Origin of the sequence: Pseudorhodoplanes sinuspersici (assembly GCF_002119765.1) — a bacterium.
Classification (GTDB): domain Bacteria; phylum Pseudomonadota; class Alphaproteobacteria; order Rhizobiales; family Xanthobacteraceae; genus Pseudorhodoplanes; species Pseudorhodoplanes sinuspersici.
This window is the reverse complement of sequence record NZ_CP021112.1, coordinates 4471436-4495472: the sequence shown is the minus strand read 5'-3', so window position 1 is coordinate 4495472 and position 24037 is coordinate 4471436. Positions and strand designations below refer to the sequence as shown.

At 59.3% G+C, this 24037-nt stretch carries 26 protein-coding genes; 9 read left to right on the top strand and 17 right to left on the bottom strand.

The annotated features are described in order from the left end of the window. Nucleotides 1-25 precede the first annotated feature (25 nt). The gene (locus CAK95_RS21910) at nucleotides 26-994 is read right to left on the bottom strand and encodes a FecR family protein (RefSeq protein WP_086089849.1); all 969 of its coding nucleotides are present in this window, start codon (nucleotides 992-994) and stop codon (nucleotides 26-28) included. A gap of 261 nt (nucleotides 995-1255) precedes the next feature. Here CAK95_RS21910 and glsA point away from each other — a divergent pair, with 261 nt between their 5' ends. Both glsA and CAK95_RS21900 read left to right on the top strand, forming a co-directional pair. Next, nucleotides 1256-2260 (top strand): glutaminase A, encoded by a 1005-nt coding sequence (glsA, locus tag CAK95_RS21905; protein WP_086089848.1) that lies wholly within the window; start codon nucleotides 1256-1258, stop codon nucleotides 2258-2260. A gap of 48 nt (nucleotides 2261-2308) precedes the next feature. Then, nucleotides 2309-3955, top strand: a complete 1647-nt coding sequence (locus CAK95_RS21900) for an MFS transporter (protein ID WP_245303489.1) — start codon at nucleotides 2309-2311, stop codon at nucleotides 3953-3955. A 31-nt stretch (nucleotides 3956-3986) separates the two neighbouring features. Here the strand turns inward: CAK95_RS21900 and CAK95_RS21895 are convergent, their stop codons facing one another. From CAK95_RS21895 to CAK95_RS21875, 5 genes are all read right to left on the bottom strand, one after another. Beyond that, complete coding sequence (locus CAK95_RS21895; protein WP_086089847.1) at nucleotides 3987-4925, bottom strand: dioxygenase family protein; 939 nt, start codon at nucleotides 4923-4925, stop codon at nucleotides 3987-3989. Nucleotides 4926-4996: 71 nt separating this feature from the next. Then, nucleotides 4997-5434: a DUF1489 family protein gene (locus CAK95_RS21890; RefSeq protein WP_086091573.1), complete on the bottom strand. Its 438-nt coding sequence runs from the start codon at nucleotides 5432-5434 to the stop codon at nucleotides 4997-4999. A gap of 89 nt (nucleotides 5435-5523) precedes the next feature. After that, on the bottom strand, nucleotides 5524-7479 hold the full coding sequence (locus CAK95_RS21885; RefSeq protein WP_086089846.1) for an acetyl-CoA carboxylase biotin carboxylase subunit: 1956 nt from the start codon (nucleotides 7477-7479) through the stop codon (nucleotides 5524-5526). A gap of 64 nt (nucleotides 7480-7543) precedes the next feature. Further along, the gene (locus CAK95_RS21880; RefSeq protein WP_086089845.1) at nucleotides 7544-8551 is read right to left on the bottom strand and encodes a hypothetical protein; all 1008 of its coding nucleotides are present in this window, start codon (nucleotides 8549-8551) and stop codon (nucleotides 7544-7546) included. Between the two features lie 101 nt (nucleotides 8552-8652). Further along, complete coding sequence (locus CAK95_RS21875; RefSeq protein ID WP_086089844.1) at nucleotides 8653-8988, bottom strand: GYD domain-containing protein; 336 nt, start codon at nucleotides 8986-8988, stop codon at nucleotides 8653-8655. An 86-nt stretch (nucleotides 8989-9074) separates the two neighbouring features. On the opposite strand from CAK95_RS21875, the gene CAK95_RS21870 reads away from it, so the two are divergent. Then, entirely contained in the window at nucleotides 9075-9293 is a 219-nt protein-coding gene (locus tag CAK95_RS21870) for a CsbD family protein (RefSeq protein WP_086089843.1), read from the top strand. 14 nt (nucleotides 9294-9307) lie between these two features. On the opposite strand, the gene CAK95_RS21865 is transcribed toward CAK95_RS21870, so the two are convergent. After that, nucleotides 9308-9520 (bottom strand): hypothetical protein, encoded by a 213-nt coding sequence (locus tag CAK95_RS21865; protein ID WP_086089842.1) that lies wholly within the window; start codon nucleotides 9518-9520, stop codon nucleotides 9308-9310. 389 nt (nucleotides 9521-9909) lie between these two features. Between CAK95_RS21865 and CAK95_RS21860 the strand changes: the two genes are divergently transcribed. The 3 genes from CAK95_RS21860 to CAK95_RS21850 are packed head-to-tail and all read left to right on the top strand — an operon-like array spanning nucleotide 9910 to nucleotide 12907. Then, nucleotides 9910-10962 carry a YeeE/YedE thiosulfate transporter family protein gene (locus CAK95_RS21860; protein ID WP_086089841.1) on the top strand — a complete coding sequence of 351 codons (1053 nt, stop codon included), beginning with the start codon at nucleotides 9910-9912 and terminating at the stop codon, nucleotides 10960-10962. Further along, nucleotides 10959-12179 carry an MFS transporter gene (locus tag CAK95_RS21855; RefSeq protein ID WP_086089840.1) on the top strand — a complete coding sequence of 407 codons (1221 nt, stop codon included), beginning with the start codon at nucleotides 10959-10961 and terminating at the stop codon, nucleotides 12177-12179. The genes CAK95_RS21860 and CAK95_RS21855 overlap by 4 nt, the downstream gene beginning before the upstream one ends. Continuing rightward, a complete protein-coding gene (locus CAK95_RS21850) occupies nucleotides 12176-12907 on the top strand; it encodes an MBL fold metallo-hydrolase (RefSeq protein ID WP_086089839.1) in 732 nt (243 codons plus the stop codon). The genes CAK95_RS21855 and CAK95_RS21850 overlap by 4 nt, the downstream gene beginning before the upstream one ends. A gap of 5 nt (nucleotides 12908-12912) precedes the next feature. Here CAK95_RS21850 and CAK95_RS21845 read toward each other — a convergent pair whose 3' ends face one another. After that, entirely contained in the window at nucleotides 12913-13614 is a 702-nt protein-coding gene (locus tag CAK95_RS21845; protein WP_086089838.1) for an SDR family NAD(P)-dependent oxidoreductase, read from the bottom strand. Nucleotides 13615-13726: 112 nt separating this feature from the next. Then, complete coding sequence (locus tag CAK95_RS21840; protein WP_086089837.1) at nucleotides 13727-13966, bottom strand: hypothetical protein; 240 nt, start codon at nucleotides 13964-13966, stop codon at nucleotides 13727-13729. 139 nt (nucleotides 13967-14105) lie between these two features. Here CAK95_RS21840 and CAK95_RS21835 point away from each other — a divergent pair, with 139 nt between their 5' ends. Continuing rightward, nucleotides 14106-14579, top strand: coding sequence for a RidA family protein (locus CAK95_RS21835; protein WP_157699699.1), 474 nt, complete (start codon nucleotides 14106-14108; stop codon nucleotides 14577-14579). 82 nt (nucleotides 14580-14661) lie between these two features. Here the strand turns inward: CAK95_RS21835 and CAK95_RS29720 are convergent, their stop codons facing one another. Next, nucleotides 14662-14958 carry a hypothetical protein gene (locus tag CAK95_RS29720; protein WP_086089835.1) on the bottom strand — a complete coding sequence of 99 codons (297 nt, stop codon included), beginning with the start codon at nucleotides 14956-14958 and terminating at the stop codon, nucleotides 14662-14664. Nucleotides 14959-14960: 2 nt separating this feature from the next. Next, complete coding sequence (locus CAK95_RS21825) at nucleotides 14961-16559, bottom strand: carboxyl transferase domain-containing protein (RefSeq protein ID WP_425349713.1); 1599 nt, start codon at nucleotides 16557-16559, stop codon at nucleotides 14961-14963. Nucleotides 16560-16827: 268 nt separating this feature from the next. Here CAK95_RS21825 and CAK95_RS21820 point away from each other — a divergent pair, with 268 nt between their 5' ends. Continuing rightward, nucleotides 16828-17511 carry a DUF1236 domain-containing protein gene (locus CAK95_RS21820; protein WP_157699698.1) on the top strand — a complete coding sequence of 228 codons (684 nt, stop codon included), beginning with the start codon at nucleotides 16828-16830 and terminating at the stop codon, nucleotides 17509-17511. A 244-nt stretch (nucleotides 17512-17755) separates the two neighbouring features. Here CAK95_RS21820 and CAK95_RS21815 read toward each other — a convergent pair whose 3' ends face one another. The 4 genes from CAK95_RS21815 to CAK95_RS21800 all read right to left on the bottom strand — a co-directional run bounded on the left by CAK95_RS21815 (nucleotide 17756) and on the right by CAK95_RS21800 (nucleotide 21856). After that, nucleotides 17756-18505 carry an endonuclease/exonuclease/phosphatase family protein gene (locus CAK95_RS21815; RefSeq protein ID WP_245303488.1) on the bottom strand — a complete coding sequence of 250 codons (750 nt, stop codon included), beginning with the start codon at nucleotides 18503-18505 and terminating at the stop codon, nucleotides 17756-17758. Beyond that, nucleotides 18502-20619: a VTT domain-containing protein gene (locus CAK95_RS21810; protein WP_086089831.1), complete on the bottom strand. Its 2118-nt coding sequence runs from the start codon at nucleotides 20617-20619 to the stop codon at nucleotides 18502-18504. The genes CAK95_RS21815 and CAK95_RS21810 overlap by 4 nt, the downstream gene beginning before the upstream one ends. Nucleotides 20620-20707: 88 nt before the next feature. Next, nucleotides 20708-21358: a glutathione S-transferase family protein gene (locus CAK95_RS21805; protein ID WP_086089830.1), complete on the bottom strand. Its 651-nt coding sequence runs from the start codon at nucleotides 21356-21358 to the stop codon at nucleotides 20708-20710. A gap of 90 nt (nucleotides 21359-21448) precedes the next feature. Next, nucleotides 21449-21856, bottom strand: a complete 408-nt coding sequence (locus tag CAK95_RS21800) for a rhodanese-like domain-containing protein (protein WP_086089829.1) — start codon at nucleotides 21854-21856, stop codon at nucleotides 21449-21451. 394 nt (nucleotides 21857-22250) lie between these two features. Between CAK95_RS21800 and CAK95_RS21795 the strand changes: the two genes are divergently transcribed. Continuing rightward, entirely contained in the window at nucleotides 22251-22934 is a 684-nt protein-coding gene (locus tag CAK95_RS21795; RefSeq protein ID WP_086089828.1) for a DUF599 domain-containing protein, read from the top strand. Between the two features lies 1 nt (nucleotide 22935). Here the strand turns inward: CAK95_RS21795 and CAK95_RS21790 are convergent, their stop codons facing one another. Together CAK95_RS21790 and CAK95_RS21785 are read right to left on the bottom strand one after the other, a co-directional pair. Beyond that, a complete protein-coding gene (locus CAK95_RS21790) occupies nucleotides 22936-23115 on the bottom strand; it encodes a hypothetical protein (RefSeq protein ID WP_086089827.1) in 180 nt (59 codons plus the stop codon). 94 nt (nucleotides 23116-23209) lie between these two features. Next, nucleotides 23210-24037: a YdcF family protein gene (locus tag CAK95_RS21785; RefSeq protein ID WP_086089826.1), complete on the bottom strand. Its 828-nt coding sequence runs from the start codon at nucleotides 24035-24037 to the stop codon at nucleotides 23210-23212.

Below are 24037 nucleotides of genomic sequence, written 5' to 3'. Positions count from 1 at the left end.
CCGCCATTGGCTTTTACAGAGACCGTTACGGCAGCCTCGGCAGCCCTGGGATCGACGGCAGGCCCGGAATTGACGGGATTTGCGGCGCACCCGGGATGTTGCGCGGGTCTATATTGCGCAGGTTGAGGCGCCGGTTGATCAACTGACGGCCGATATTCTGCAGGTTGAACAGGTTCTGCACGAGATTGCGGTCGCGCAGCAATTGCTCCGGTGAAATCGTCAGAGGCACAGCATTCAGTTGCTGCGCGACGAACTGCAGCGCAAGACCAGTGGCCGCCTGTGTCAGTTGGCCGAGCAATCGTCCGTCACGGCCAAACACCTCGATACGTCCAACCGTGCCATTGGCGTCGGGATAAAGCTTGACATTGGTCGGCTGACCGGCCGGCACATCGATAACGCCGGTAGTGCCGCGAATGCCAAGCACCGCTGTCGGCGTATTGATCTTCATGTCACCAGTCTTGGCCACCTGCGCCGCAACAAAACCCACGGTCCCGCGCGTGACGCTGACAAGCGCCCGGCTTTTCGAACCTTTCTTATAGAGATAATCGTCGACCGTAATGGCCGCGTTCGAGCTGAGACTGAACGATGTTTCGTCGTCAAAAGTCACGCCGAGTGTTCCGCCCGCACCTGTCTGCAGCCGGTCTCCTTTCCTGATCTCGTCACCCTTCTTCAGCGCCGCAGAGCCGGCGCCACCACGGGCCACACTGGCGGGCTGCGTGACGCTTGCGACATTGCCGACAGCGCTTGAGGCGGTCGCCGCACCGGGATTGCTGCCGCTTGCCTGTTGCTGGGTGCTCTTCGGCCCCGCCGGCGGCTTGCCGACCGGCTGCGGAAACGGGTTGGCCTGCGCGATTTGCATCTTCTGCTCCGCCTGAATGTCCCCTGTAATTTGCGCGTCCTGCACGAATCGCATGTCCTGTGCGACCGCATTCAACGGTGCAAATGCGAGACCAGCGCACAACGCAAGCGTCGCAAGACGTCGAAACCCGGCCATGTCAGTCCTGATTGTCAAGAGAGAGTCGCTTAAGGAGGGCGCTGCTGACTAACGGACAGGAAAATTTGCCGCAAGCCGGATTCGACGATCTCACGGGGATGTCACTCGCGCGTGATTAGCGGTAAACTAAGGGATCATCGTTTGCCGTTGCATACGCCGCGATCTTATTCGCCGAAAACTTTACGCTCCAGCAAGGCTGAATCTTAGGAAGGTAAGCCGTGTCATAACCAAAATCGAAGCTGGCATGGGAGCGTTTTTGGCATGGAAGCGAAGCCCCCGGGCGGTCACTCGAGTGAATTGTCTTACATATCGACAGGTCACCTGCCTACACCAGACGAAGTCAAAAGGCTGGTGGACGAAGCGTATGTCCGCTTTCAGTCCAATCTGGACGGTGAGAATTCACAAATTTACCCGGCACTCGCGCGGGTCCCGGACGACCTGTTTGGCATCTGCGTCGCGGGAACGAATGGTAGTCTCTACGCTGTCGGAGATACGGACTACGACTTCTCGATCATGAGTGTGTCGAAACCATTCCTGTTCGCATTGATCTGCGAACTGATCGGCCCCGAGGCAGCACGAGAAAAACTTGGCGCAAATAGCACCGGCCTGCCCTTCAATTCGCTTACGGCCATCGAACGCAGTCCCGACGGCCTCACAAATCCGATGGTGAATGCCGGCGCGATCGCAACAACGAGCCTTGTGCCGGGCAAGACCAAGGCAGACAAATGGATCTTCATCCACGATGGCCTTTCGCGATTTGCAGGTCGAACTTTGCCGTTGAATGAGGAAGTCTACACATCAGCATCCGATACAAATTTCCGGAACCGTTCGATCGCGCGTCTGCTCCAGAGCCTCGATCGAATCTACTCTGATCCGGCGGAAGCGACAGACTTGTATACGCGGCAATGTTCGCTGAATGTCAGCGCCAAAGACCTTGCAGTAATGGGCGCGACCCTTGCCGATGGCGGCGTCAATCCCATCACAAAGGACCGCGTGGTCAGCGCTTCCGTTTGCCACCACACCCTCGCAGTGATGGCCACGGCAGGCCTTTACGAAACGTCTGGCGATTGGCTCTACGAAATCGGTCTACCAGGAAAGAGCGGCATCGGAGGCGGAATTGTCACGGTGTCCCCCGGCAAAGGCGGATTAGGCACATTTGCGCCGCCGCTCGATGCGGCCGGAAACAGCATCAAGGGACAACTTGCCGCGAAATTTCTTTCGCAACGGCTGGGAATGGATTTGTTCGTATCGCAACCGGAAGTCTGAACACAATAGGGCATCGACATCCACAAGATAGCAGCGCTGGAGAAGGTCATGAGCACAGATACCGCTTATATCGACCACGCCCATACCGAAGCGCGTGATTCATGGGTGCCGATGATCGCCATCGCGCTCGGCCAGATGATCATGTCCTTCAACGTCGCCTCTTTGCCCGTCGCGCTTGGGGGCATGGTCAAAAGCTTCGGTGTTCCGCCAACCACGATCGCAACCGGCATTGTCGCCTATTCCATGCTGGTGGCTGGATTTGTGATGCTCGGTGCCAAGCTGGCGCAGCGTTACGGGGCGTTACAGGTTTTTCGTGCAGCCGTGGTCGTGTTCGGCTTGGCACAACTCCTGATGACGTTCAGCCCGAACGCAACGCTAATGATCACGGCGCAGGCGCTGTGCGGTGCGGCGGCTGCCGTCATCGTGCCATCGCTTGTCGCTCTCATCGCAGAGAATTACAAAGGGCGGCAACAAGCGACCGCAGTCGGCGCACTAGGCTCCGCGCGTGCTGGCGCAGGCGTCCTGGCTTTCGTAATCGGTGGTATTCTCGGCACCTATATCGGGTGGCGTCCGGCATTTGGAATTCTGATCGCCGTTTCGGCTCTCGTGTTTGTCCTGAGCTTCCGGCTTAAGCCGGATACCGGCCGGGCGGATGTGCAGATCGACATGGTGGGGGTCGTATTAGCGGCTGCGGCCATCATCCTGATCAGCTTCGGCTTCAACAATCTGAATAACTGGGGCGTGATGCTGGCGACCCAGAACGCGCCGATGAGCCTGTTCGGGCTATCCCCCGCCCCCATTTTTATCGTGCTTGGCATCGTGCTCGGCCAAGCCTTCCTGATGTGGACCCATCGCCGCCAGGCGGCCGGCAAAACACCGCTTCTGGCACTCGCAGTGATCGATTCACCGGAGGAGCGCGCCGCAGTTTATGCGTTGTTTGCTGTCGTCGCACTGGAAGCAGCGCTGAACTTCACGGTTCCGCTCTATATCCAGATCGTGCAAGGCCGCTCGCCTCTGGCGACTGCCGTTGCCATGATGCCCTTCAATCTCACGGTGTTTTTCACCGCCATGCTGATCGTCAGATTCTATGACCGGCTGACACCACGGCAAATCGGCCGCTATGGCTTCGTGCTGTGCACGATCGCGCTTGTATGGCTTGCTTATGTCGTGCGCAACGATTGGAGCGCCGTGCCCGTGCTGGTCGGCCTCGTGCTGTTCGGCATCGGACAAGGCTCGCTGGTGACGCTGCTGTTCAATGTTCTGGTTACGGCATCGCCGAAGGATCTCGCCGGCGATGTCGGCTCGCTGCGCGGGACAACGCAAAACCTTGCCGCCGCGGTTGGAACCGCGGTCGCCGGGGCGCTCCTTGTCGGATTGCTGAGCGGGCTCGTTCTCGGCAGCGTTGCCGCCACACCAAAATTAACGCCCGAGCTTCAGGCGCAAGTCGATCTCGACAATATTAATTTCATCAGTAACGATCGGCTGGAAACCATTCTTTCCGGAACGACGGCCAATCATGCTCAGGTCGCGGAGGCGGTCCGTATCAATACGGAAGCGCGCCTGCGGGCCCTGAAGATTGGCCTGCTGATCATGGCTGGCCTGGCATTACTCTCGATCATCCCTGCCGGACGGCTGCCGAACTACATCCCGGGTGAGATACCGGCAGATGAAGCAAGACCTGCAAGATCGACCTGAATTGTAGCGGCGGTTCCGCTTGACGGACCGCTTACTTCGCCATCGCCGGCGACGGCACATCCGCGACCTGCTTGCCGGTGATCGGCGCACGCGGAAGCTTTGCCTCGCCATTCTCCATGGCGAAGGTGTAGTCGAGCGAATACCACGGGCCCTTCACATCGGCTTCCGGCGCGGGCTCGTTCTCATGCCGCACGTAATTGCCGATCAGCGCCTTGGTGACGCCGAACTGCACGTCGGTCTCAAGCAGCGGATCATCATTCACGTAGATCTGCGAAATCAGCGTCTTGAAGCCCGGCTTGTAAATCAGGAAGTGCACATGCGCCGGCCGGTAATTGTGCGGCCGCTTCACCGCGCGGATGAAATCACCCACCGGACCATCGACCGGAATGGGATAGCCAGCGGGCATCACACTGCGAAACCGGAACTTGCCATTGGCATCGCTGCGGAACTGACCACGCAGATTCATATCGGCCTGGCTGGGATCCTGATTTTCGTAAAGCCCTTCCGGCGATGACTGCCACACATCGATGATCGCATCGGCGATCGGCGCACCTTTGCTGTCAACAATAGAGCCGTTGACGAAGAGCACAGGTCCGGGAGTCGCCGAACGGACGATCGAACCACCGTTTTCGGTATGCGGCGATTCCAGCCGCCAGAATGGTCCAAGCATCGAGGCTGAGGTTTCGGTCTGGCCCTTATTGCCGTTGTTGAGCAGACAGACCAGCGACGACACGCCGAGCGAACCGGCCATCAGCACCGCTTCGTTGTGCGACGCGTTGGACTTCTGGCCAATCCGGACGATGAAGTTGCAAGCCTGCTGGAACTCCTCCTCGCTCAGCCGCGCTTCGCGGATGAACCCGTGCAGGTGCTTGATCATCAGCGTCACGATCTCTCGCAGACGCGGGTCCGGCGTTTTCTCCATCGCCTCAAGGACGGCGACGGTAACTTCGTTCTGGTCGGAAATGATCATGGCAGTTCTCGCTTGGCTTTTCTTGCGGACGTTTCCTGCCGGGGTTTATAGCACCCTCTTTCTGGAAAAGCTCAAAGCAATCCGAGTTCACGCAGTTCGCGGCGCAGATGCTCTGGCATGATGGCCACGCCAGGGGCGGCCTTGCTGATGTCTTCTGGCACGTCTTTGTCGGCGAGATAACGCCAGCCCTGGAAGGCCCGGTAGGGCCGCGGCATCACCGGCTTGATCTTGCCGTCGAGCACGATGTGACAGCGCCCAATACCCTCCTTGTCCACGAATGGACGAATGGCAAGGATGCGCTCGCGGCACATCACTTGCCCCTTGATCACCCAATAAAGCGAGCCGCGGTCGGTCAACTCGTCCGCGCGCTTGGGCACCATGCGGGTGGTGTGGATATGCTCGGGCTTCTGCCCACGCTTCTTCTTTTCCTTGAGGCGGGCAGAAACCCACTCCTTCAGGTCATCGATGGAGTCGCAACCCACGGCAAGCTTGATCAGATGAAGTGGCATCATCTCTCTTGTATTTCACTCCACGCCCCCCGCCTCTTCAATAAAGCGCTGACCGTCCGGGTAAAGGGCGCCGGCAGCCGATCCACAGGTCAGGCCGCACCGGTTCCCGCAGGTTCAATCGACAGGATGCGGGCGCCCTCTGCCAATTGAGCACCGATTTCCGCCGCGACATCGCCGATCACGCCGTCGCGCGGTGCAACCAAGGCATGTTCCATCTTCATGGCTTCGATCACGGCCAGCCGATGGCCCTTGGTCACCGCCTCACCCGGCGTGACGAGGACAGCCAGCAATTTACCATGCATCGGAGCGCGGATGACCCCGTCGCTGTCGGCATGGTCGGCCTCCGCTGCCTCGAAGTCTCTCAGCGCAACGAGTGTCTGTCGTCCCGCGCGCAGCACGTAGACAGCGCCCGGTGTCTCGACCAATTGCACCGCCATATCGGGTTCTGCACCATGCACGAAGACGCTCTGCCTTCCACCATAATCCAGGACGGCAACATCCGGCTCGCCGTTGATGAGGATCGGCAAGATTGTCTTGCGCGGACCCGAGAGTTGGAAACCGTCGGCGATATCCCACGGTGATGGCGCAACCTCGGTTTCGTCCTGGCTTTTGCGATCCGTACGCGACAGCAAATGCAAAGCCCCACGCGCAGCCGCGCCAGCATCGATACCGTGAACATCGAGACCGAGTTCGTCGTGATGCTGCGCAATATAGCCGGTATCGAATTTGCCATCGCGGAAATCGGCCGATCGACACAAGGCGCCGAGGAATGCGAGATTGGTGCGCGGACCGGCGACTATCGTTTCGCCGAGCGCGCGTGCGAGATTGTTAAGCGCTTCGGTTCGCGTGTCGGCATGGGCGATGACCTTCGCGATCATTGGATCATAGTAAGGGGTAATCTCGCCGCCCTGCTCAACGCCGCTATCGATACGAATGCCATCACCTTGCGGAAACGACAGAGCGACGAGCTTGCCGGTCGACGGCAGAAAGCCGCGTTCGGGATCTTCGGCGTAAAGCCGCGCTTCGATCGCATGCCCCTGCAACGGTACGTCGGCCTGCACGATCGGCAATCGCTTGCCATCGGCCACACGGAATTGCCATTCGACCAGATCGAAGCCGGTGACGGCTTCCGTCACCGGATGCTCGACCTGCAAACGGGTGTTCATTTCCATGAACCAGAAGCCATCGGCTTTCAGACCATTGGAGCCATCGGCAATGAACTCGACGGTGCCGGCACCAGCATAGCCGACAGCCTTGGCGGCGGCGACGGCGGCTTCTCCCATGCGCGCACGCAGTTGCGGCGTCATTCCGGGCGCCGGCGCTTCCTCGATCACCTTTTGATGACGCCGCTGCAGCGAGCAGTCACGTTCGTTGAGATGAATGGCGCTACCGTGCTTGTCGGCGAATATCTGGATCTCGATATGGCGCGGCGCCGAAATATACTTCTCAATCAACACGCGATCGTCGCCGAACGCAGATGCCGCTTCGCGTTTCGCAGCTTCTATCGCCGTTTCGAAATCTGCATGGCGCTCGACAAGGCGCATGCCCTTGCCGCCACCGCCGGCGATCGCCTTGATCAGTATGGGATAGCCAAGCTCATACGCTTTGCGTTTGAGGAAATTCGCGTCCTGCTGATCTCCATGATAGCCGGGCACTACCGGCACGCCGGCCTGCTGCATCAGCGCCTTGGCACGATCCTTCAGCCCCATCGCACGGATCGCTGCTGGCGGCGGTCCGACAAAGACGATGCCCGCCTCGGCGCAAGCTTCGGCAAAGTCAGGGTTCTCGGAGAGAAAGCCGTAACCCGGGTGAATACAGGCTGCGCGGCTCTCCTGCGCGACCTTCAGCAGCTTGCCGATCGACAGATAGCTCTCACGCGCAGGTGCCGGACCGATGAGGTAGGCTTCATCGCATAAACGAACATGCAGCGCCGCAGCGTCGGCTTCCGAATAAACGGCAACCGTCCGCATCCCGAGGCGCTTTGCCGTGCGTGCGATCCGGCAGGCGATCTCGCCGCGATTGGCAATCAAAACTGAGTTCAACATGAATCACCGACCCCGCGTGGACGCGCAGAATGCCTGCGCATGGACGGCAATAAAAGAGCGTACTCTATTGCGGGGAGATTGGCGTTGGCGAACCACCCGTCGTCTGGGCCGACGAGATCGGCTGCGGGAATGGATCCGCCGCGGACCCAGCCGCTTGTGGCGCGGGCTGTTGCTGCTTTGGAGCGGCCTTTTGCGCTGAAGTGCGCTTTTGCTGCGGTTGGGCGGCCGGTGCCCGCTCGCGTGATTCGGCCTTGGCTTCAGCCGCTTTCGATTCAGGTTTGACAGTCGTCGAATCCATGCCGTTCTGGCCAGGCATGCCTGGCTCGTTCGACATGATGCTGACCGGTGGAATGGATGCCGCGGTCGGGAAATTCATGTCGACCGGCTTGCCGGTCGGCTGCGGAGATTGCGACGCAAGTGCGGGGCCAGATGGCTGCCTCTCGCCCCAGCCGGAAGCATAGCGCACGACCTTGGCATCATAGGCGCGCTCGGTCATGTTCGCGACAAGCTGGTCGCGGCGCTGCACCAGTGCAAAGGCATAGCAGGATTGGGGTGTGCAGCTATCGCGGCCTTGCAATACCTGCGCGACAAGGCCGTAACGATCGGCCTCGATGCTACGGGCAAGCGGAGCGCGGAGCTGGGCAAAGCGTTCGTCCCTGGGATCGGAAATCGCCGCGATGTCCCGGAGAATATCGAGACGAAGACCCACATAGGCCAGCGCGGCGGCGACCTGTTCGGGACTGGCATACACCGCCTTTTCGCAGGACTCGGTGACGGCCTCCCCGGCCTCGCTGTCCAAACAGGCGAGGCTCGAATTGGGCGACAAAGCCTGCACCGTCAAAGACGACAAACGCGCTTCGACATTGCGGCGCTGCTCGGCATGGTCCTGATAGTCCAGCCGCTCCAGATAAAGCCACGCAACGCCGACAAGCAGCAGGGATGCCGCGACCTGGGCAAAAAAGCCGAAGGTCTGCTGCGACCCGACCCGCGCGATCGCCACCGCGGCCAGCGCAACGACCGCAAGTAAAGCAGCACCTATCGCCCAAACTGGAAGCGCAATCATATCAGCCATGCTCTGTATACCCGGCATCTCCGCCCCATCTGCCGAAGCCCCAAATTGGAGCTCTGAAAACAGGCCAAAGCAAGACCCTTTCAGGCAAACTTAGCAAGACGCTAAACGCCGCCAGCCGAACGGAACCCGGGTGTCAGATCGCCCGCAGCGGCAAACGCACCTTTAGCTTCGATCGAGGTCATTGCCAGCGTTGTCTTGAGATCGGTAACGCCACCACCGCTTGCAGCCGCAAGCAAGACGGCCGCCATCTGCGTTTCGCCGGGAGCTTCCGCGATAACAAGAAAATCGTACTCGCCAAAGGTCACGTAATACCCGATCAACCGGCCACCGGCCTTCGACAACAGCCGTCCAACAGCATCGGCGCGGTCCTCAGGGCTCACCACCATGCCTTTGATAGCCTCACGGGTAAACCGGCCCTGAGTGATGAATATTGGCATGTCAGCCTCCAAAACTGCCCATCCTCTGCCGGAACAAATTTTGGCGCCGCGCGTTCGATCCGGCGACTCCGCACAGGAGAGGGCCTATGCGATTGATCATCGGAATGCTTCTCGGCGCAATTCTTCTGGCTGCCGGCACATATTACCATGACAGCATGACGACATCGACTGTCGCCACGGGTCCGGGCGCAGCGGAAAACCGCCCCATGGTCAATTGGGACGTCGTCGAAACCAACTGGAACAGCTTGAAAGTTCGCGTCCAGGAAGGCTGGGCCGATCTGCGTGCGCGGATCAACCGCGCCTAGCTGGACAGCGACAATCAGCGATGACGATCGAGCTGGCTTTCCTTGGCCACACGCTCGAACGCCTCTTCGGTATTTCTGATCCGGTATTGATGCTCGTCACCATCGGGCGGAAGCAACTTGATGATCTTGTAGCTTCCATCTGCGGTCGCTCGGTTGAGCGGCCCCGCCATGTAACGGACCGTCTGCCCCACGGTATATTTGTGAGATTTCAACACGCTCCACTCCATCCTGCGCGACAGGTTCGCCCCTACCTGCGCCAAGGCCAATGCCGACTTTCTGGCCCTGAATTTTCATTCTCACTGGCCATTATATCACCATCTTCCGTTTAATGGGGAAAATTCAGCACCCCAAAGGACGCTATTTTACCCTTCTAATCATATAGTTAGCGTCCACCCCGATTGGAACCGTGGCGTGAAATGAGGCGCCCTCAAACCTGCCCTCAACGCCTGCAGGTTCATCGCGGACGAGCCACGACACGGTGGCGAATTCTCCGCTAAAATCACGGAATCTTGGAAAAACTCCGCTCAAATCACTGCGATGATGCGGCTTTCCCCGCTTTGCCTGTGCAATGCTTCGCCGTTAAGTTCCGACCGTTGGCGCTGGAATTTCAAGATCAATGTTTGCGCTTATTGTCTCCTGCTTTTTGGCCGGCATTCTTGGCTTTGCAGCTCATCGTGCAAGCGTCTGCACTGTGCGCGCGGTTGCCGAACTGACGCACTCAAAAACCGGCTACATGCTTGCAAGCATCGTGAAATCGGCGGTGTGGGTTTTCGCAATCACGATTCCGGTTTTCCTTCTGGTTCCGCAAACAGCAACGGGCATCGGCGGCTGGCAACTGACATTCACCGCCGTGTTTGGCGGCCTTCTTTTTGGTATCGGTTCGGGAATCAACGGCGCTTGTGCTTACGCAACGATGGCGCGCATGGTGGACGGCGAAGTAGGAATGATCATCACCGTCGTCGGTTTCGCGCTCGGCGTGCTGATCTTTGTCGGCCTGGTCGGGATAAATGTGGTGGCACGACCGGTCGCAGTCCCCGGAAAGGTGCCGGATATGCTTGTCTATGCGCCTTATATCGGCGCGGTATTGTTCATCTGGGTCGCATACGAATTGATCCGCCTGTGGCGCTCACGCCCCGACGGGGCAACGCTGCGCAGTCTGGTGCTCGCGCCGCAATATCGCCTGTCGACCGCGGCCCTGCTGATCGGGCTCGCGAGCGGCACGATCTTCCTGCTGTTCGGATCGCCTGGATACACCACGACCTTGCAGCAGGTAATCGAAGGCTATTTCGGCACGCGCCCGCCACCGCTTTACGGACGCTGGGTCGTCATGGGCGCGGTGCTGTTTGGAATGCTGGTTTCAACCTGGCAACGCGGAAGTTTCCGTATGGATTGGCGGCCACGCTGGTCATGGTTGCGCAACATCATCGGCGGCACGCTGATGGGACTTGGAACGGCCTTGTTGCCCGGCGGCAATGATGCCCTGGTACTGTACGGAATTCCGAGCCTGTCGCCACATGCTCTGCCGGCTTATGCCGCGCTGATCCTCGGCATCTTCATTGCGTTGCTGACTATGCGCGCCTTCTTCAGCATCGAGATGCGTGTTGCCTGCCGCAAAGACCTGTATATTGCCGATGTCAGCGCCGATCTTGCGCGGCGGGAAAGATCATGAGCGAAGCGGTTAAAGCAGGGCCTAAGGTCTCAAACATAATCGCGCTCTATATTGCTCTTCTGCAGTTACTGTTCACACTGTGCTGGACCGTTTACGCGATCTATCTGCCGACGCTCGCCGCCGGCGTCGGCATTGCCGCCGGCACAGTCATCCTGATCCTGATGATGGATCAGGCGATCTTCACGATCTTCGACGTCGCAACCGGCATTGCCGCTGACCGGATGTCGCGCATCGTCGGACAGATCGGGCGCTGGGTGGCCATCGTGACTGTGATATCCTGCGCCGCCTTCCTCGCGTTGCCCTTCATCGCTGACGCCGGGACCGCTGGCCAGTGGATATTCTTCGCCGCCACCATCGTGTGGACCGCGACGTCGTCGGCGTTGCGCGCACCGCCGGTCATGCTGCTCGGAAAATATGCCGCGAAGCCGGCGATGCCGCTTCTCTCTGCCATTGTCATGCTGGGTTATGGCGTCGCTGGCGCCCTCGCCCCGTATCTTGCCATCACCCTGCGCGGGCTCGATCCGCGCATTCCCTTCGCGCTGTCGAGCGTCGCGCTGGTGCTGGCAACCTTCGGCCTTGCCCATGTCGAACGGATCATGGCGGGTCAGCGGCCCAATGTGACCGCCGCGTCCGTGACGGCACGCCCGACAACTGCGCGCATCGTCTTTGCCGTCACAATGCTGATTCTTGCGGTGGGTTATCAGATGCACTTCACCGTCAACACGGCACCGCTGTTTCGCAAATTCACCAGTGAGCTGGACTGGCTGATGCCGATTTTCTGGATCGGCTTCAACATAGCGATGTTCCCAGCCACTCTGCTGGTCAAGCGCTGGGGCGCATTTGGCGTCATGGGGGTGTTTGGGGTAATCGGCGCTTTCGCCATTTCGGCGGCGGAGTTCGCAACGGCACTGAACTTGCTCGTGATTGCGCAATTCGCCGCCGGTGCCGCATGGGGCTGCATCCTGATGAGCGCATTTACCGCTGCATTTGCCACCGGCCACAATGGGAACGAAGGCAGGATGGTAGGCCTGCTTTTCTCCGCTCTGGCATTTGCGACCTTCTTACGCATGGGAGTGATCTGGGCAGGCTGGCATCACCACGAGGAGTTTGCAGCCGTCCTCAAATGGGCGCCGGTCGTCTGCTGGAGCGTTGCAGGATTTGGGCTGCTGACACTCGCCGCTGGCTGGGCGCGGCGCCATGCGACAGCAACAACATGAAGGTGCAATTCATAGGCTGCGGCGATGCATTCGGATCGGGCGGCCGGTTCAACACCTGCATCCATGTCACGGCTGGCGATCGATCGTTCCTGCTCGATTGCGGCGCGACGTCCGTTGTCGGAATGAAGCGTCTGGGCATCGACAACAACGCCATCGATGCGATCTTTTTCACGCATTTCCATGCCGATCATTTCGGCGGTATTCCGTTTTTCCTGCTGGACGCGCAATTCAACGCGAAACGGGAGCGACCGTTGCTGCTGGTCGGACCGCCGGGATTGCAATCCTGGCTTGATCGTGCTGTCGCGCTGGCTTTTCCCGGAGAACGTACCCTGCCCTTCGTGTTGCTGGTCCATGAAATCGAAATCGGCAAGCCAACACCCTTCCTTGGCATGACCGTGACCGCCTTCCCTGTCGTCCACGACGAACGCGCCGGCCCCTGCCTCGCCTATCGGATCGAGGCCGACGGCCAGACGCTCTGCTTCTCAGGTGATACCGAATGGACCGAGACCTTGGTCGATGCCGCCCGTGACGCTGATCTCTTCATCTGCGAATGCTATACGTTCGAGAGAACCACCAAAGCGCACTTGTCGCATATGGTCCTTCGCCAGCATTTGCCGCGCATCAATGCGAAGCGCGTGGTCCTGACGCACATGAGCAAGGATATGCTCGCCCGCGTTGCCGATGTTGATTACGATTGCGCGGCCGATGGAATGGTGATTGAGCTTTGAGGGCCTCAGAACGTTTCGACCCAAGGCCGCATTTCGATCTCCGATGACCAGGCACTGCGCGGCTGCCGCAACACGTCGAGATAAGTCTGCGCAATCGCATCGGGATCCAGAAGCGAGTCCGGCTTTTCACTTGGTTCTGTTCGCCGCGCCGAACGGATGCCGCCGTCGATCACGAAATGGGCGATGTGGATGCCCTGCGGCTGCAATTCGCGCGCGAGGCTTTGTGACAGCCCGCGCAAGGCAAACTTTCCCATCGCGAATGGCGCCGATCGAGGATAGCCCTTCACGCCGGCAGACGCGCCCGTGAAGAAGATCGCGCCATGCTTGTTCCGCAGCATGCGGCGCGCCGCCTGTTGCGCCACCAGGAAAGCGCCGAAGGCGGATATCGCAATCGCTTTCTGAACATCCTTGGGAACGAGTTCGATGAACTCACCACGCGTCCGGAAGCTCGCATTGTAGATCACAACATCGGGCGAACCGAGCGTCGCGTCGATGTCGCTGAAAAGCTGCTCGACCTGATTTTCCTGAGAGGCATCACAAGCAAAAACCTTGGCACCGGTTTCACTCGCCAGCCCGGCAAGACCGTCGGTCGAGCGCGACGCCAGCACGATTTTCAGCCCAGACTTGGAGAAAAGTCGTGCGAGAGATGCGCTGAGACCTGACCCCACACCAACAATCAGCACCGTTTTATGAGAGGAAGCCGGCATGAACAGATCTCCTGCTGAAATGCGGCAGAAGATAATGTCTATGCCGGCAGAAGCACAAGCGAACGGCCTGAATGGCTTATCCGCTATTCTCTCATGACACCTTCAGACGTGGTTACCAGGCTCCGTGCGTCTGTTCATTGCCGCGGTGATGCAGAGCCTTGGCCAGATCCTTACGGTCGAGATGCGTGCCGTCGTCGCCCTCGATGAGCAATGCGACGCGTCCCGTGGCTTTTAGGTGGTGTGCAAACCCCATCGCCTCATCGAGCGCTGTAAATTCCTTGAACAGGTGCTTGCCCTTGTTGAGCGGGCTGATCGGTTCGGATCCCGGAGGTCCTGAGTAAACCCTGTACATGCGCCTCTCCCTTTCTCGTGGGTTGGATTCTTTCAATGGCGGCGAGGCCTTGAAGGTTCCGCATTTTTTGGGGCGATGGCACGATCTTTGCTGCACGCGCCGCGCAAACCCGCAATTTCTGCCAGCACAAGGAGCTGTCATGCTCATACGAGCCGCAACCGCTTTGCTCACCCTCATCAGTATGAGTGTGAGCCCTGCCTTTTCTCAGCAATTCGAGAAGAAGAATTACAATTACAGCAAGTTCGCGACCGGCGCCTTTTCGGAAGCAGTGGTCGTGACTGGCCCGGCCAAGACGATCTATCTCGCCGGCATCGGCTCGGAAGACCCGGACAATGGCTCGATCCACCACAAGGACAATTTCCTCGAGCAATGCCGCATGTCGTGGGCCAAGGTCAAAAAGGCACTGGAGGCCAATGGCGCAACGCTCGCGGATATCGTGAAGGCGACATCCTACGTCACCGATGTGCGCTATCGTGAGGAGATGCGCAAATGCCGCGAAGAGACTTTCAAGGACCTCCCCTTGCCGCCGCACACCTTCCTCAACGTGGTACAGCTCGCGCGGCCCGGCATGATGTTCGAGGTGGATGTTGTTGCGGCAGTGGCTGCGAAGTAGGTTTTGATTTGAGGGCATCAACGCAGTCGTCGATGCCCTCACTATTCACGTTCCGTTCGAAACGCGGCGAAACGGCTGCGCGCTATTCCAGATTTGGAAGAGCCATACCGAGGGGGCGTTGGATTTTGCATTCCAGAGCGAGCAAAGCGGCATCCGGGCTTGCGCCACTGGCGACCCACATCGGCGGCTCATGCCAAAAGATATTTGCCTCGATATCACCGCCATTTGGGCCATGATCGAGGCACCAAGCACCGCGGCTTTGTCCCTCTATGATGACGTCCGCTCGCGCAACGGCAAACCAAATGCCTCGACTGTAGGCCCCTCCATATCGATCCTCGATGACAACAATTGGAAATGTTGGGGGCGATAGAGTCTTCATGGCTACATCCTGAACACGCCAAATTTCGTCTCTTCCACTGGCGCATTCAAGGACGCTGACAACGCCAATCCCAGCACGCGGCGCGTTTCGCTCGGCAGGATGATGCCGTCATCCCATAGCCGCGCAGTCGCATAATAGGGATTTCCCTCGCGCTCATATTGATCGCGGATCGGCGCCTTGAATTCCTCTTCCTCGATTTCCGACCACTTGCCGCCACCGGCTTCGATATTGTCGCGCTTGACAGTCGCAAGAACCGAAGCTGCTTGCTCGCCTCCCATCACCGAGATGCGGGCATTCGGCCAGGTGAACAGGAATCGCGGACCATAGGCACGACCGCACATGCCATAATTGCCGGCGCCAAACGAGCCGCCAACGATCAGCGTGAGCTTCGGTACGCGCGCGTTAGCCACAGCCATCACCATCTTGGCGCCGTCCTTGGCGATACCACCGGCCTCGTAATCCCGGCCAACCATGAAGCCGACGATGTTCTGCAAGAACAGCAGTGGAATGCGGCGCTGGCAGCACAACTCGACGAAATGCGCCGCCTTCAGCGCGCTCTCGGAATAAAGAATGCCGTTATTGCCGATGATGCCGACGGGCATGCCATGCAGATGCGCGAAGCCGGTGACAAGCGTTGTGCCATAGAGCTTCTTGAACTCGTCGAATTCCGATGCATCGACGATGCGTGCGATGATTTCCCGCACATCATATTGCTTCTTGAGATCGGTCGGCACAAGTCCCTCGAGCTCGGCGGCATCATACAACGGCTCGCGCGAAGCCAGCAGCGGAATATTCACCTGCTTTGTCGTGTTGAGATTGGCGACGATGCGGCGTGCGATCGCCAGCGCATGTTCGTCGTTCGATGCCAGATGATCGGCCACGCCGGACTTTCGCGTATGCACGTCGGCGCCGCCCAGGTCCTCGGCCGACACCACCTCGCCTGTTGCGGCCTTCACCAACGGCGGCCCGCCGAGGAAGATCGTGCCCTGATTTTTGACGATGATAGTCTCATCCGACATCGCCGGCACATAGGCGCCGCCAGCAGTGCAAGAGCCCATCACCACCGCGATCTGCGGAATGCCGGCCGCCGACATCTGCGCCTGATTATAGAAGATGCGACCAAAATGCTCGCGGTCAGGAAATACATCGGTCTGGTTCGGCAGATTGGCGCCGCCGGAATCGACGAGATAGATGCACGGCAGCCGGTTCTCGCGTGCGATCTCCTGCGCGCGGATGTGCTTCTTCACCGTCAGCGGGTAATAGGTACCGCCCTTGATGGTGGCGTCATTGCACACGATCATGCATTCGCGGCCAGATACGCGACCAATGCCGGTAATAATGCCGGCGGCATGGATCGCGTCCTCGTAGAGGCCGAAAGCGGCCAGCGGCGATAGTTCAAGAAAGGGGGAGCCCGGATCGATCAACCGCATCACACGATCGCGCGGCAGCAGCTTGCCCCGCGCGACGTGGCGCTCACGCGATTTTTCGTTGCCGCCGAGCGAGGCTGTAAAACGCGCTTCTTTCAACTCATCGATGAGGTCGCGCCATTGCGCGGCGTTGGCGCGAAAATCCCGCGATTGCGTTTCAAGGTTCGATTCAATGCGCGCCACATCAATCTCCCGATTCCATTCGGCGGAACTATGCCGCGCCTGGCCAGGAAAGAAAATTGGGGCTTTGGCGCTGCAATGCCGCAAGCACCTGATCCCTCAAGCAAACGCGAAGGAACTGAACGTGCGTTAAGAAGATTTCTCGCCGATTCCGGAACGTCACTATGCACCACGCGTTCATTGCAGGACTGGGCAAATAGCCTGAGCACGGGGACATCAGGAAAAGAAACCAGAGGAGCCTTCTATGAGGAAAAATGTGTTGATGTCCGTTTCCGCCATCGCGCTGATAGCCAGTGCCGGCGTCGTCGTAGCGCAGGATAAGGGGGGAATGGGCGGCGGAGGCGCTGCGCAGCCGCCACAGAGTACATCTCCCGCCCAACAATCGGCCCCGTCGGCTCAGCCGGGTGGTGGCGAAATGCGTGGCGGAGGTGAGATGCGTGGTGGCACGACCGGCCAGGGCGAGCCGCGCGGCGGAGCCGAGAGTGGCCGGACCGAACAGCAGATGGATCAGAAAGGCGATCGTCCGCAGCGCAGTCAGGAGCAGCGTCAGAATGACCGGAAGGGTGCGCAGGATCAGCAGAACCAGCGGGAAAACCGCGCACAGGAGAAATCCGACAAGAAAGGTGCTACCGACACCAAGTCGCGTCCTGACAGAACCACCGGTCAGGGTGCAGCCGGCTCCGCGGGTGGCGCATCATTGACGACCGAGCAGCGCACCAAGATCTCGACGACGATCAAGCAGACCAATGTGCGGCCGGTCACGAACGTGAACTTCAACGTGTCGGTCGGTACAGTTGTGCCGCGAAGCGTGACGCTGCATGCCCTGCCCGCGACCGTTGTTGAAGTCTATCCGGAATGGCGTTCTTACCGCTTCATCCTTGTGGGCGATGAGATCGTCATCATCGAGCCGGACACCTACCGCATCGTCGCGGTGATCGAGGCGTAGGAAGACCGTCACCTGCCAGCGGAGGAGATTTGCCAATCCCCTCCGCTTTTTTCAGCTTACCGGTGGAACTAAGCGCCGACTTCGCCGTTAAACTTGCGAAATGTCATAAAACGTTAACACCTGATTGAGATAGTTTCAGAAGTTCGATGCGCGTTGGGGACGGATGTACTCCCCGTGTAGCGTTCATCGAAGGGAAGCCCGGCCAGTGGCCGGGTTTTCTGTTTTCAGGCCTGCCGCACGGTCTCTACCCATTCGTTGTTGCCGCAGCGATGGAAACGGCTGCATCGATGTCTGGTGTACGGTCAAGCACGACATCCCCAATTACCGGCAGATGATCGGACAGATGCCGCGCTTCCCCGTCTGTCCAGCTTTGCAGCAAGATCCCATGTGGACGACAATAGATCCGATCCAGTCGGAATAGCGGACTGAAAGACGGGAATGTCCGGTAGTCCGAGTGATCCGGAAGGATGCGCGCGAGCATCCGACGGATCGAGCCTGGCCAGAACCAATCGTTGAAATCTCCCATCAGAACGAAAGGTGTGGCCTCGCCGATGATTTTCAGCAGTTCGCGCGCCTGTCGCCTGCGCTCGCGGATGCTGAGACCGAGATGGGTTGCCACCACATATAGTCTTCCATCCGGCGTCGCGATCCGCGTGCAGATAGCACGGCGCGGCTCGAGTTCGCCGTAGGAAATATCGTGAATTTCGGTATCGCTGAGCGGCCAGCGACTCATCAGGATCTGTCCGTAATCGCCGTCACTGGTAACGATCGATTTGGCGCCGACACCATAATGGCCGAGCATTTCCTGCAGCACCAGAAACGGATCGCCATCCATCGCGCGGCGCGAATCCACCTCCTGCAGGGCAACGATATCCGGATCGGCGCGCAGGATCAGCGCGACAACTTTCTCAAGATCGAAACGCGGATTGCGGCCGATCGCTCCATGGATGTTCCAGGTCATGACCCGGATGGCGCGCCTTCGCTCAGCGCTCAAGAGGTCTGTCCGTATTTCGAGAATGCCGACTGGATCGCGAGGGCAGTGACAATCCAGGCCGCGATAAGCGCGACGAAGATAACAATATCAACAGGGCTCGGCGACGCCACGATCCGCATGATCTGGTTGCCGAGTAGCGACATCAGCACGAGCCCCGGAAGAAGCCCGAGCACGGTGCCGACGAGGTAATGCGTCAGGCCGATGCCGCTGGCGCCGGCTACAAGATTGACCAGCGTAAAAGGCGCGACCGGCACGAGCCTGATGGCGGCAACTGCCAGCACCCCCTGCCGCGCGATTTTGTTGCGAATATCCGTCAGCCGATGCCCAAGAATATTTTGCAATGCGGCGCGTCCCATCATCGCGCCGATAGCATAGGTGAGCAATGCGCTGGCCATCGCGCCGATCAGCGCATAGGTGAACCCGAGCCAGGGGCCAAAGCTTGCAGCCGTTGCCGCAATCAGGATGGTGACGGGAAAGGCGACGAGCCCCCCGGCCAGAAATGCACCGAGCACGGCAAGCGGCCCCCAATAGGACTGGGCCATCGTTGTAAGAAAGGCTCCTGCCGCCTCGGCACTGGCCATCTCTGCCAGTGGCGTCAGACGCCATGCAAGAGTGAGCCCCAGCAGAAGCAAGGCGATCATCGTGAATTTGAAGAGACCAGCCGACATCACTTTACGGACCGAGTGCCATGTGGACCCGAAGATCGACCGCCATGTGACCGGCCGTGGCGGGTCAGCCAGGCTTTCGAGATAGGCGGTCACTTCGTCAGGATCGGGTGCGCCGTCTTCAATCGGCCGCAGGCTGTGGCCGTTGCGCGAAAGGATATCGGCGACCGCCACCAGCGAACCGGTATCGTCCAGCAGTTCCGCGACGTCTTCCGCCGAGCCCCCGCAATGCTCACCGAGAAGCCGGTTACGCAAGCGTTCGATGACCTTGCGTTGCCGATGGCTTTTCGCCTCAATCACGAGATCGCATTCAGTGTCGGCGCCCATCGAACGATTGTTGAGATTGGCAGAGCCGATTCGAAGCAATCGGTCATCCACCACCATGATCTTGGAATGGACCATGGTGTCGACGGTCCTATCGTCGCTCGCAACCTCCGGATAGACGATCCGGACACGAGCGCTGACGCCGGCTTTCTGCAGAATCTCCTGAAAGCGAATGCGGCCGTTCCGCATCGTATGCGTTTCGATCCAGGATTCCGGAGTGTTGGGGGCGACCAGAACGGCTTCGAGCTTCGTCTTGCGCCGCAGCCGCTGCGCCAACCGCTCGGCAATCGCGTGCGAGGTCATGAACTGGTTTTCGATATAGATCCTGCGCTCGGCGGCATCGATCATGTCCATGAACAGACGCTCGACTTCCCGCACCTCCTTCATGCCGTTGCAGGCCGGTTGCGTGCGCGCGATGCCGACGTGAGCTTCGGTGAAGTCCGGCTTCACGCTGTCGGGCCAGCAATCACCTTGTAATAAAGCCTCCGGCAGTTCAGCGCACTGGGCCCGCAGCCAACGATCGCGCACAAGATCGGCGAGCACGCGAGCCGCCTCCCCGTCAACGACGGCTTGGACGTCATGAAATGGACGATAGCTGCGGCCGAACGGATCGACACGCCGGTCATTTTCAAGCGCATGGTCGGATGTGTCCCAGCGTCGGATGGTCAGATCGAGACCACCGGAAAAGGCCACTGTGTCATCGACGACCACAATCTTCTGATGCTGAGAGCACCCGAGCGGCACGTCGTTATCGAGGCAAAATTGAATCTGATCCGGCGTCTTCCAATTGAGCGCCAGAGACGGGAAAATTTCCCGCTCAAGCGCATACAAAACGGAAAAATCCCACAGTAAAAGACGAATTGTCAGTTCGGGCCGGCGCTCCACCAAGGCCGACAGGAACTCTGCCAATGTCTCGGGAAGTCCATCATCAGCACGGCCGCTGGCTCCAACGAGACGCATCCGGCTGTCGATATCCCAGCCCACGATATAGATCGAATGCTGCGCCTTGAGCAGGCTTTCGCGCACGGCGCCGAAACAAGCAGCACCATCGACAAGCATCGAGGCCCGGTTTGCATGCGCGATGCGCCAGACATTTTCAGTTTCGCGAAAAAGAGAGGCAGGCATCGAGGCTCGTCATGTTGGCTATCCAATGCCAACCGGAAACGTCCTCGGTCCAAAGCCGGTTCCACAGGGGACTTATGCGGAACTATTTCTACACCTCGTTACCGGGCATAACCCATGGTTCCGCAATCCCGGCATTGCGCCACTCCACCCAGGCCGGGAGCGCCATCACAGCGGCCATATAGGCTTCTGCCGCTGCGCCGACACCGATCGCATAACTGGCGAAACGTGACACGATCGGTGCATACATCGCATCCGCGGCACCGAATGCCCCGAACAGGAACGGTCCGCCATCACCAAAGCATTCGCGGCATTCCGTCCAGATCCGCTCGATCCGCCGAACGTCGGCCGCTACATCACCGGTCAATTCCCGCTTCCTGCTTTCGCGCCGCATATTCATCGGGCAATGACGACGCAGCGGGAGAAAGCCAGCATGCATTTCGGCGGAGATGGCACGTGCATGCGCCCGTGCCTTCTGATCGTCCGGCCAAAGCTGGGCTTTCGGAAAACGTTCCGCAATATGATCGAGGATCGCAAGCGATTCCCAGATCACCATGTCGCCATCGAGCAGCACCGGCACCTTACCCGTTGGCGAATAGGTTGCCATACGCTCGACACTGCCAGGCTCATAAAGCGGGATCACCTCTTCTTCAAAAGGAATGCCGGCATTGCGCATGGCAATCCATGGCCGCAGCGACCAGGACGAATAGTTCTTGTTGCCGAGAATAAGCTTGAGTGACATGTGAAATTTCCCCGCCGCATTTCTGATGCGGGGTGCCTTGCTTCGCAAGCGAAAAGAACTGATCGCGGCAATCAGGCGCGCGAATGAATACTAGGTCTTGGGTGCAGGCACTTCGATCGGCCCGCCGGTTTTCTTCCAGGCACCGAAGCCGCCTCGAATATGCGCAACCGGATTCAAACCCATGTGCTTCGCCGTCTGGGCCGCTAATGCCGATCGCATGCCGCCGGCGCAGAAGAAAACGTAAGTCTTGTCCTGCGCGAAGATGTCCTTGTGATACGGGCTTTCCGGGTCGATCCAGAATTCCAGCATACCGCGCGGACAATGGAACGCGCCAGGGATGCGGCCGTCGCGCTGCAATTCACGAATGTCCCGGATATCAACAAGGATCACATCGTCACGGCCATGTAGGCCGATCGCCTCTTTCACCGAGAGATTTTCGATTTCCTTCTCGGCAGCGTCGACCAGCGAGCGCACGCTTGTCGTGATGGTCTGAGGCATCTTCAAAGCTCCTGCACCGATGCAGCATCCACGGGCATCGATGCGTAGGTCAAGCCTCAGTCAGCGGCGCGGCCAGAGAGGTCGCGCCGCTCCGCCGCTGAATCACATGGCGACGTAAATCGCAATCAACGCAACGACGAGAAGCGCACCGCCGGTCCACAGCATTGTGGCCAGGGTCGATTCCTGGGGTTGCTGGGTCTGTTGTTGTGGCATAGGCCATCTCCTGAAAGATTGTGGAGGGCCGGTCTGCACATGGGATTCGCACCGGACGCCCCACGCACCACTACTTTAGTATAATACACTTGAGGCAAACCAAACACAATCACAGGTTGCATTTTCGGCGCTCCCCTCGATCCACAAAAATAAGTCCTGCTCATCCCTTCCAGAGCCTGCCATGACGCTGTTTAGTCCCCTCGATCTATTCGCCCTGGCCTTTTTTATCGTGACCTGGGCGGGCTATGCGGCTCTGCTTGAATTGACCCCACACGGCCGTGGCGGCCTGAATGCGCGTATGCACGACTATCGCGATGCGTGGATGCAGCAGATGCTCAACCGCGAAATGCGCATGGTCGACGGGCAGATCATGGCCTCCCTGCAGAACGGCACGGCATTCTTTGCTTCCACCTCGCTGATCGCGATCGGTGGCACACTGACCGTGCTGCGGTCGACGGAAGATCTCATCACGATCGTGTCGACGCTGCCATTCGGCTTTCCGACTACGCGGATGCAGTGGGAGATCAAGACCATCGGACTCGCGACGATCTTTGTCTATGCATTTTTTAAATTCGCCTGGTCGTACCGGCTCTACAATTACGTTGCGATCATGATCGGTGCGATGCCGCCGTCGACAGAGAAAGATACGGTGGAGGCCAAACGTCACGCGCTCCGCACGGGAAAACTGTGCGAGGCGGCGGGCCGCCACTTCAATCGCGGCCAGCGCGCATTTTTTTTCGCGCTTGGCTATCTCGGCTGGTTCATTTCTCCATGGTTGCTGTTCTTCTCGACCCTCGCGATCTTCGCCGTGATGTGGGCGCGGCAATTCGTGTCCGACGCCAGCGCTTCGATCAAGGCAGAATAGCTTATTCGAGCGCGAGTAGAATCCAGGCGAAGGACACAAGCGAAACAGCAAGCCCGGCTGCAATATTCAGAAGCAGCAATTCGCGCTTGTCGCGGCGAATGTCCATTTCATTGGGTAGTTCGTCAATGTCCGGAAGCGCCGTGACACCGTCGACCGGAATGACACGTATATTGGCTGACACAACACGATCCCCCTCAACCCATGGGTCGGGAGTGTGGGCTGAAATGTTTTCAATTTGGTAACCATGACGATTCCCGGCTTGAAAAAACCGACGCCTAGCGGCGGCGGCTCTCCGCTCGGATGGTCGTAGCGGCTCGCGGGCCTGGAAATAGCTCGCTGCTGTCTCCCGACAGCCAATAGACCAGCAATCCGGCCCATTCGTGGATGGCGGTGTCCGTCCGCGCCAAGCCGCTGGCGATCGATCCGAAGGTCGTGGTGAGATCGTCAGCACCTCTCGTCCGGAAGTCGACCGGATGCGCCTCGACCGGGAATCCCGCCTTGCGGAAGATGCCGACCGAACGCGGCATGTGATGGGCCGATGTGACCAGCAGCCAGCGCTCCTGTGGCTTCGGATTGACTAGAGCTTTGGTCAAAACCGCGTTCTCGATGGTATTGCGCGCCTTGTTCTCCAAGACGATCCGATGACGCGCGACGCCAAAGCTCTCGAACAGACTAGCGACAAAGTCGGCCTCGCTGGCGCCGCCAAATAACCGCCCGCTGCCACCGGTGAAAACGATCTTCGCGTCGGGATATTCGCGCGCAAGCTTGGCGACGGCCGTCATGCGCTCAGCGGCCTCATTCAAAGCAATCTCGCCACGGACCGCCGAAACATCCGGCGAAACCGCTCCGCCCAGAACGATGATGCCCTGAGGCGAACCGGACCGCGGATCCCATTTCGGAAACCGATCCTCGAGCGGCACCATCAGTGCGTTGCCCACGGGCCCGATGCCGATGATCGTCAGCAACAGCACGGCCCCGATCGTCAGAATCTGTCCAAGGCGCTTGTAGCGGGTCCCCATCAAGAGGATGCCGATCAGCGCCAACAGGATCAGAAGATTGGATGGGAGGAGAAAAAAGCCGAGAAGCTTGGATAATCCAAACAT

Bases quoted from the DNA above. Each gene is read 5' to 3' on its own strand.
- CAK95_RS21890 (WP_086091573.1), bottom strand. From the start codon at position 5,434: ATGCCACTTCATCTGATCAAGCTTGCCGTGGGTTGCGACTCCATCGAT.
- CAK95_RS21785 (WP_086089826.1), bottom strand. From the start codon at position 24,037: ATGTTTGGATTATCCAAGCTTCTCGGCTTTTTTCTCCTCCCATCCAAT.
- CAK95_RS21835 (WP_157699699.1), top strand. From the start codon at position 14,106: ATGCTCATACGAGCCGCAACCGCTTTGCTCACCCTCATCAGTATGAGT.
- CAK95_RS21845 (WP_086089838.1), bottom strand. From the start codon at position 13,614: ATGCCGGCTTCCTCTCATAAAACGGTGCTGATTGTTGGTGTGGGGTCA.
- CAK95_RS21840 (WP_086089837.1), bottom strand. From the start codon at position 13,966: ATGTACAGGGTTTACTCAGGACCTCCGGGATCCGAACCGATCAGCCCG.
- CAK95_RS21895 (WP_086089847.1), bottom strand. From the start codon at position 4,925: ATGATCATTTCCGACCAGAACGAAGTTACCGTCGCCGTCCTTGAGGCG.
- CAK95_RS21860 (WP_086089841.1), top strand. From the start codon at position 9,910: ATGTTTGCGCTTATTGTCTCCTGCTTTTTGGCCGGCATTCTTGGCTTT.
- CAK95_RS21795 (WP_086089828.1), top strand. From the start codon at position 22,251: ATGACGCTGTTTAGTCCCCTCGATCTATTCGCCCTGGCCTTTTTTATC.
- CAK95_RS21850 (WP_086089839.1), top strand. From the start codon at position 12,176: ATGAAGGTGCAATTCATAGGCTGCGGCGATGCATTCGGATCGGGCGGC.
- CAK95_RS21820 (WP_157699698.1), top strand. From the start codon at position 16,828: ATGTCCGTTTCCGCCATCGCGCTGATAGCCAGTGCCGGCGTCGTCGTA.
- glsA (WP_086089848.1), top strand. From the start codon at position 1,256: ATGGAAGCGAAGCCCCCGGGCGGTCACTCGAGTGAATTGTCTTACATA.
- CAK95_RS21910 (WP_086089849.1), bottom strand. From the start codon at position 994: ATGGCCGGGTTTCGACGTCTTGCGACGCTTGCGTTGTGCGCTGGTCTC.
- CAK95_RS21805 (WP_086089830.1), bottom strand. From the start codon at position 21,358: ATGTCACTCAAGCTTATTCTCGGCAACAAGAACTATTCGTCCTGGTCG.
- CAK95_RS21810 (WP_086089831.1), bottom strand. From the start codon at position 20,619: ATGCCTGCCTCTCTTTTTCGCGAAACTGAAAATGTCTGGCGCATCGCG.
- CAK95_RS21865 (WP_086089842.1), bottom strand. From the start codon at position 9,520: ATGGAGTGGAGCGTGTTGAAATCTCACAAATATACCGTGGGGCAGACG.
- CAK95_RS21900 (WP_245303489.1), top strand. From the start codon at position 2,309: ATGAGCACAGATACCGCTTATATCGACCACGCCCATACCGAAGCGCGT.
- CAK95_RS21870 (WP_086089843.1), top strand. From the start codon at position 9,075: ATGCGATTGATCATCGGAATGCTTCTCGGCGCAATTCTTCTGGCTGCC.
- CAK95_RS21885 (WP_086089846.1), bottom strand. From the start codon at position 7,479: ATGTTGAACTCAGTTTTGATTGCCAATCGCGGCGAGATCGCCTGCCGG.
- CAK95_RS21880 (WP_086089845.1), bottom strand. From the start codon at position 8,551: ATGGCTGATATGATTGCGCTTCCAGTTTGGGCGATAGGTGCTGCTTTA.
- CAK95_RS21875 (WP_086089844.1), bottom strand. From the start codon at position 8,988: ATGCCAATATTCATCACTCAGGGCCGGTTTACCCGTGAGGCTATCAAA.
- CAK95_RS29720 (WP_086089835.1), bottom strand. From the start codon at position 14,958: ATGAAGACTCTATCGCCCCCAACATTTCCAATTGTTGTCATCGAGGAT.
- CAK95_RS21855 (WP_086089840.1), top strand. From the start codon at position 10,959: ATGAGCGAAGCGGTTAAAGCAGGGCCTAAGGTCTCAAACATAATCGCG.
- CAK95_RS21800 (WP_086089829.1), bottom strand. From the start codon at position 21,856: ATGCCTCAGACCATCACGACAAGCGTGCGCTCGCTGGTCGACGCTGCC.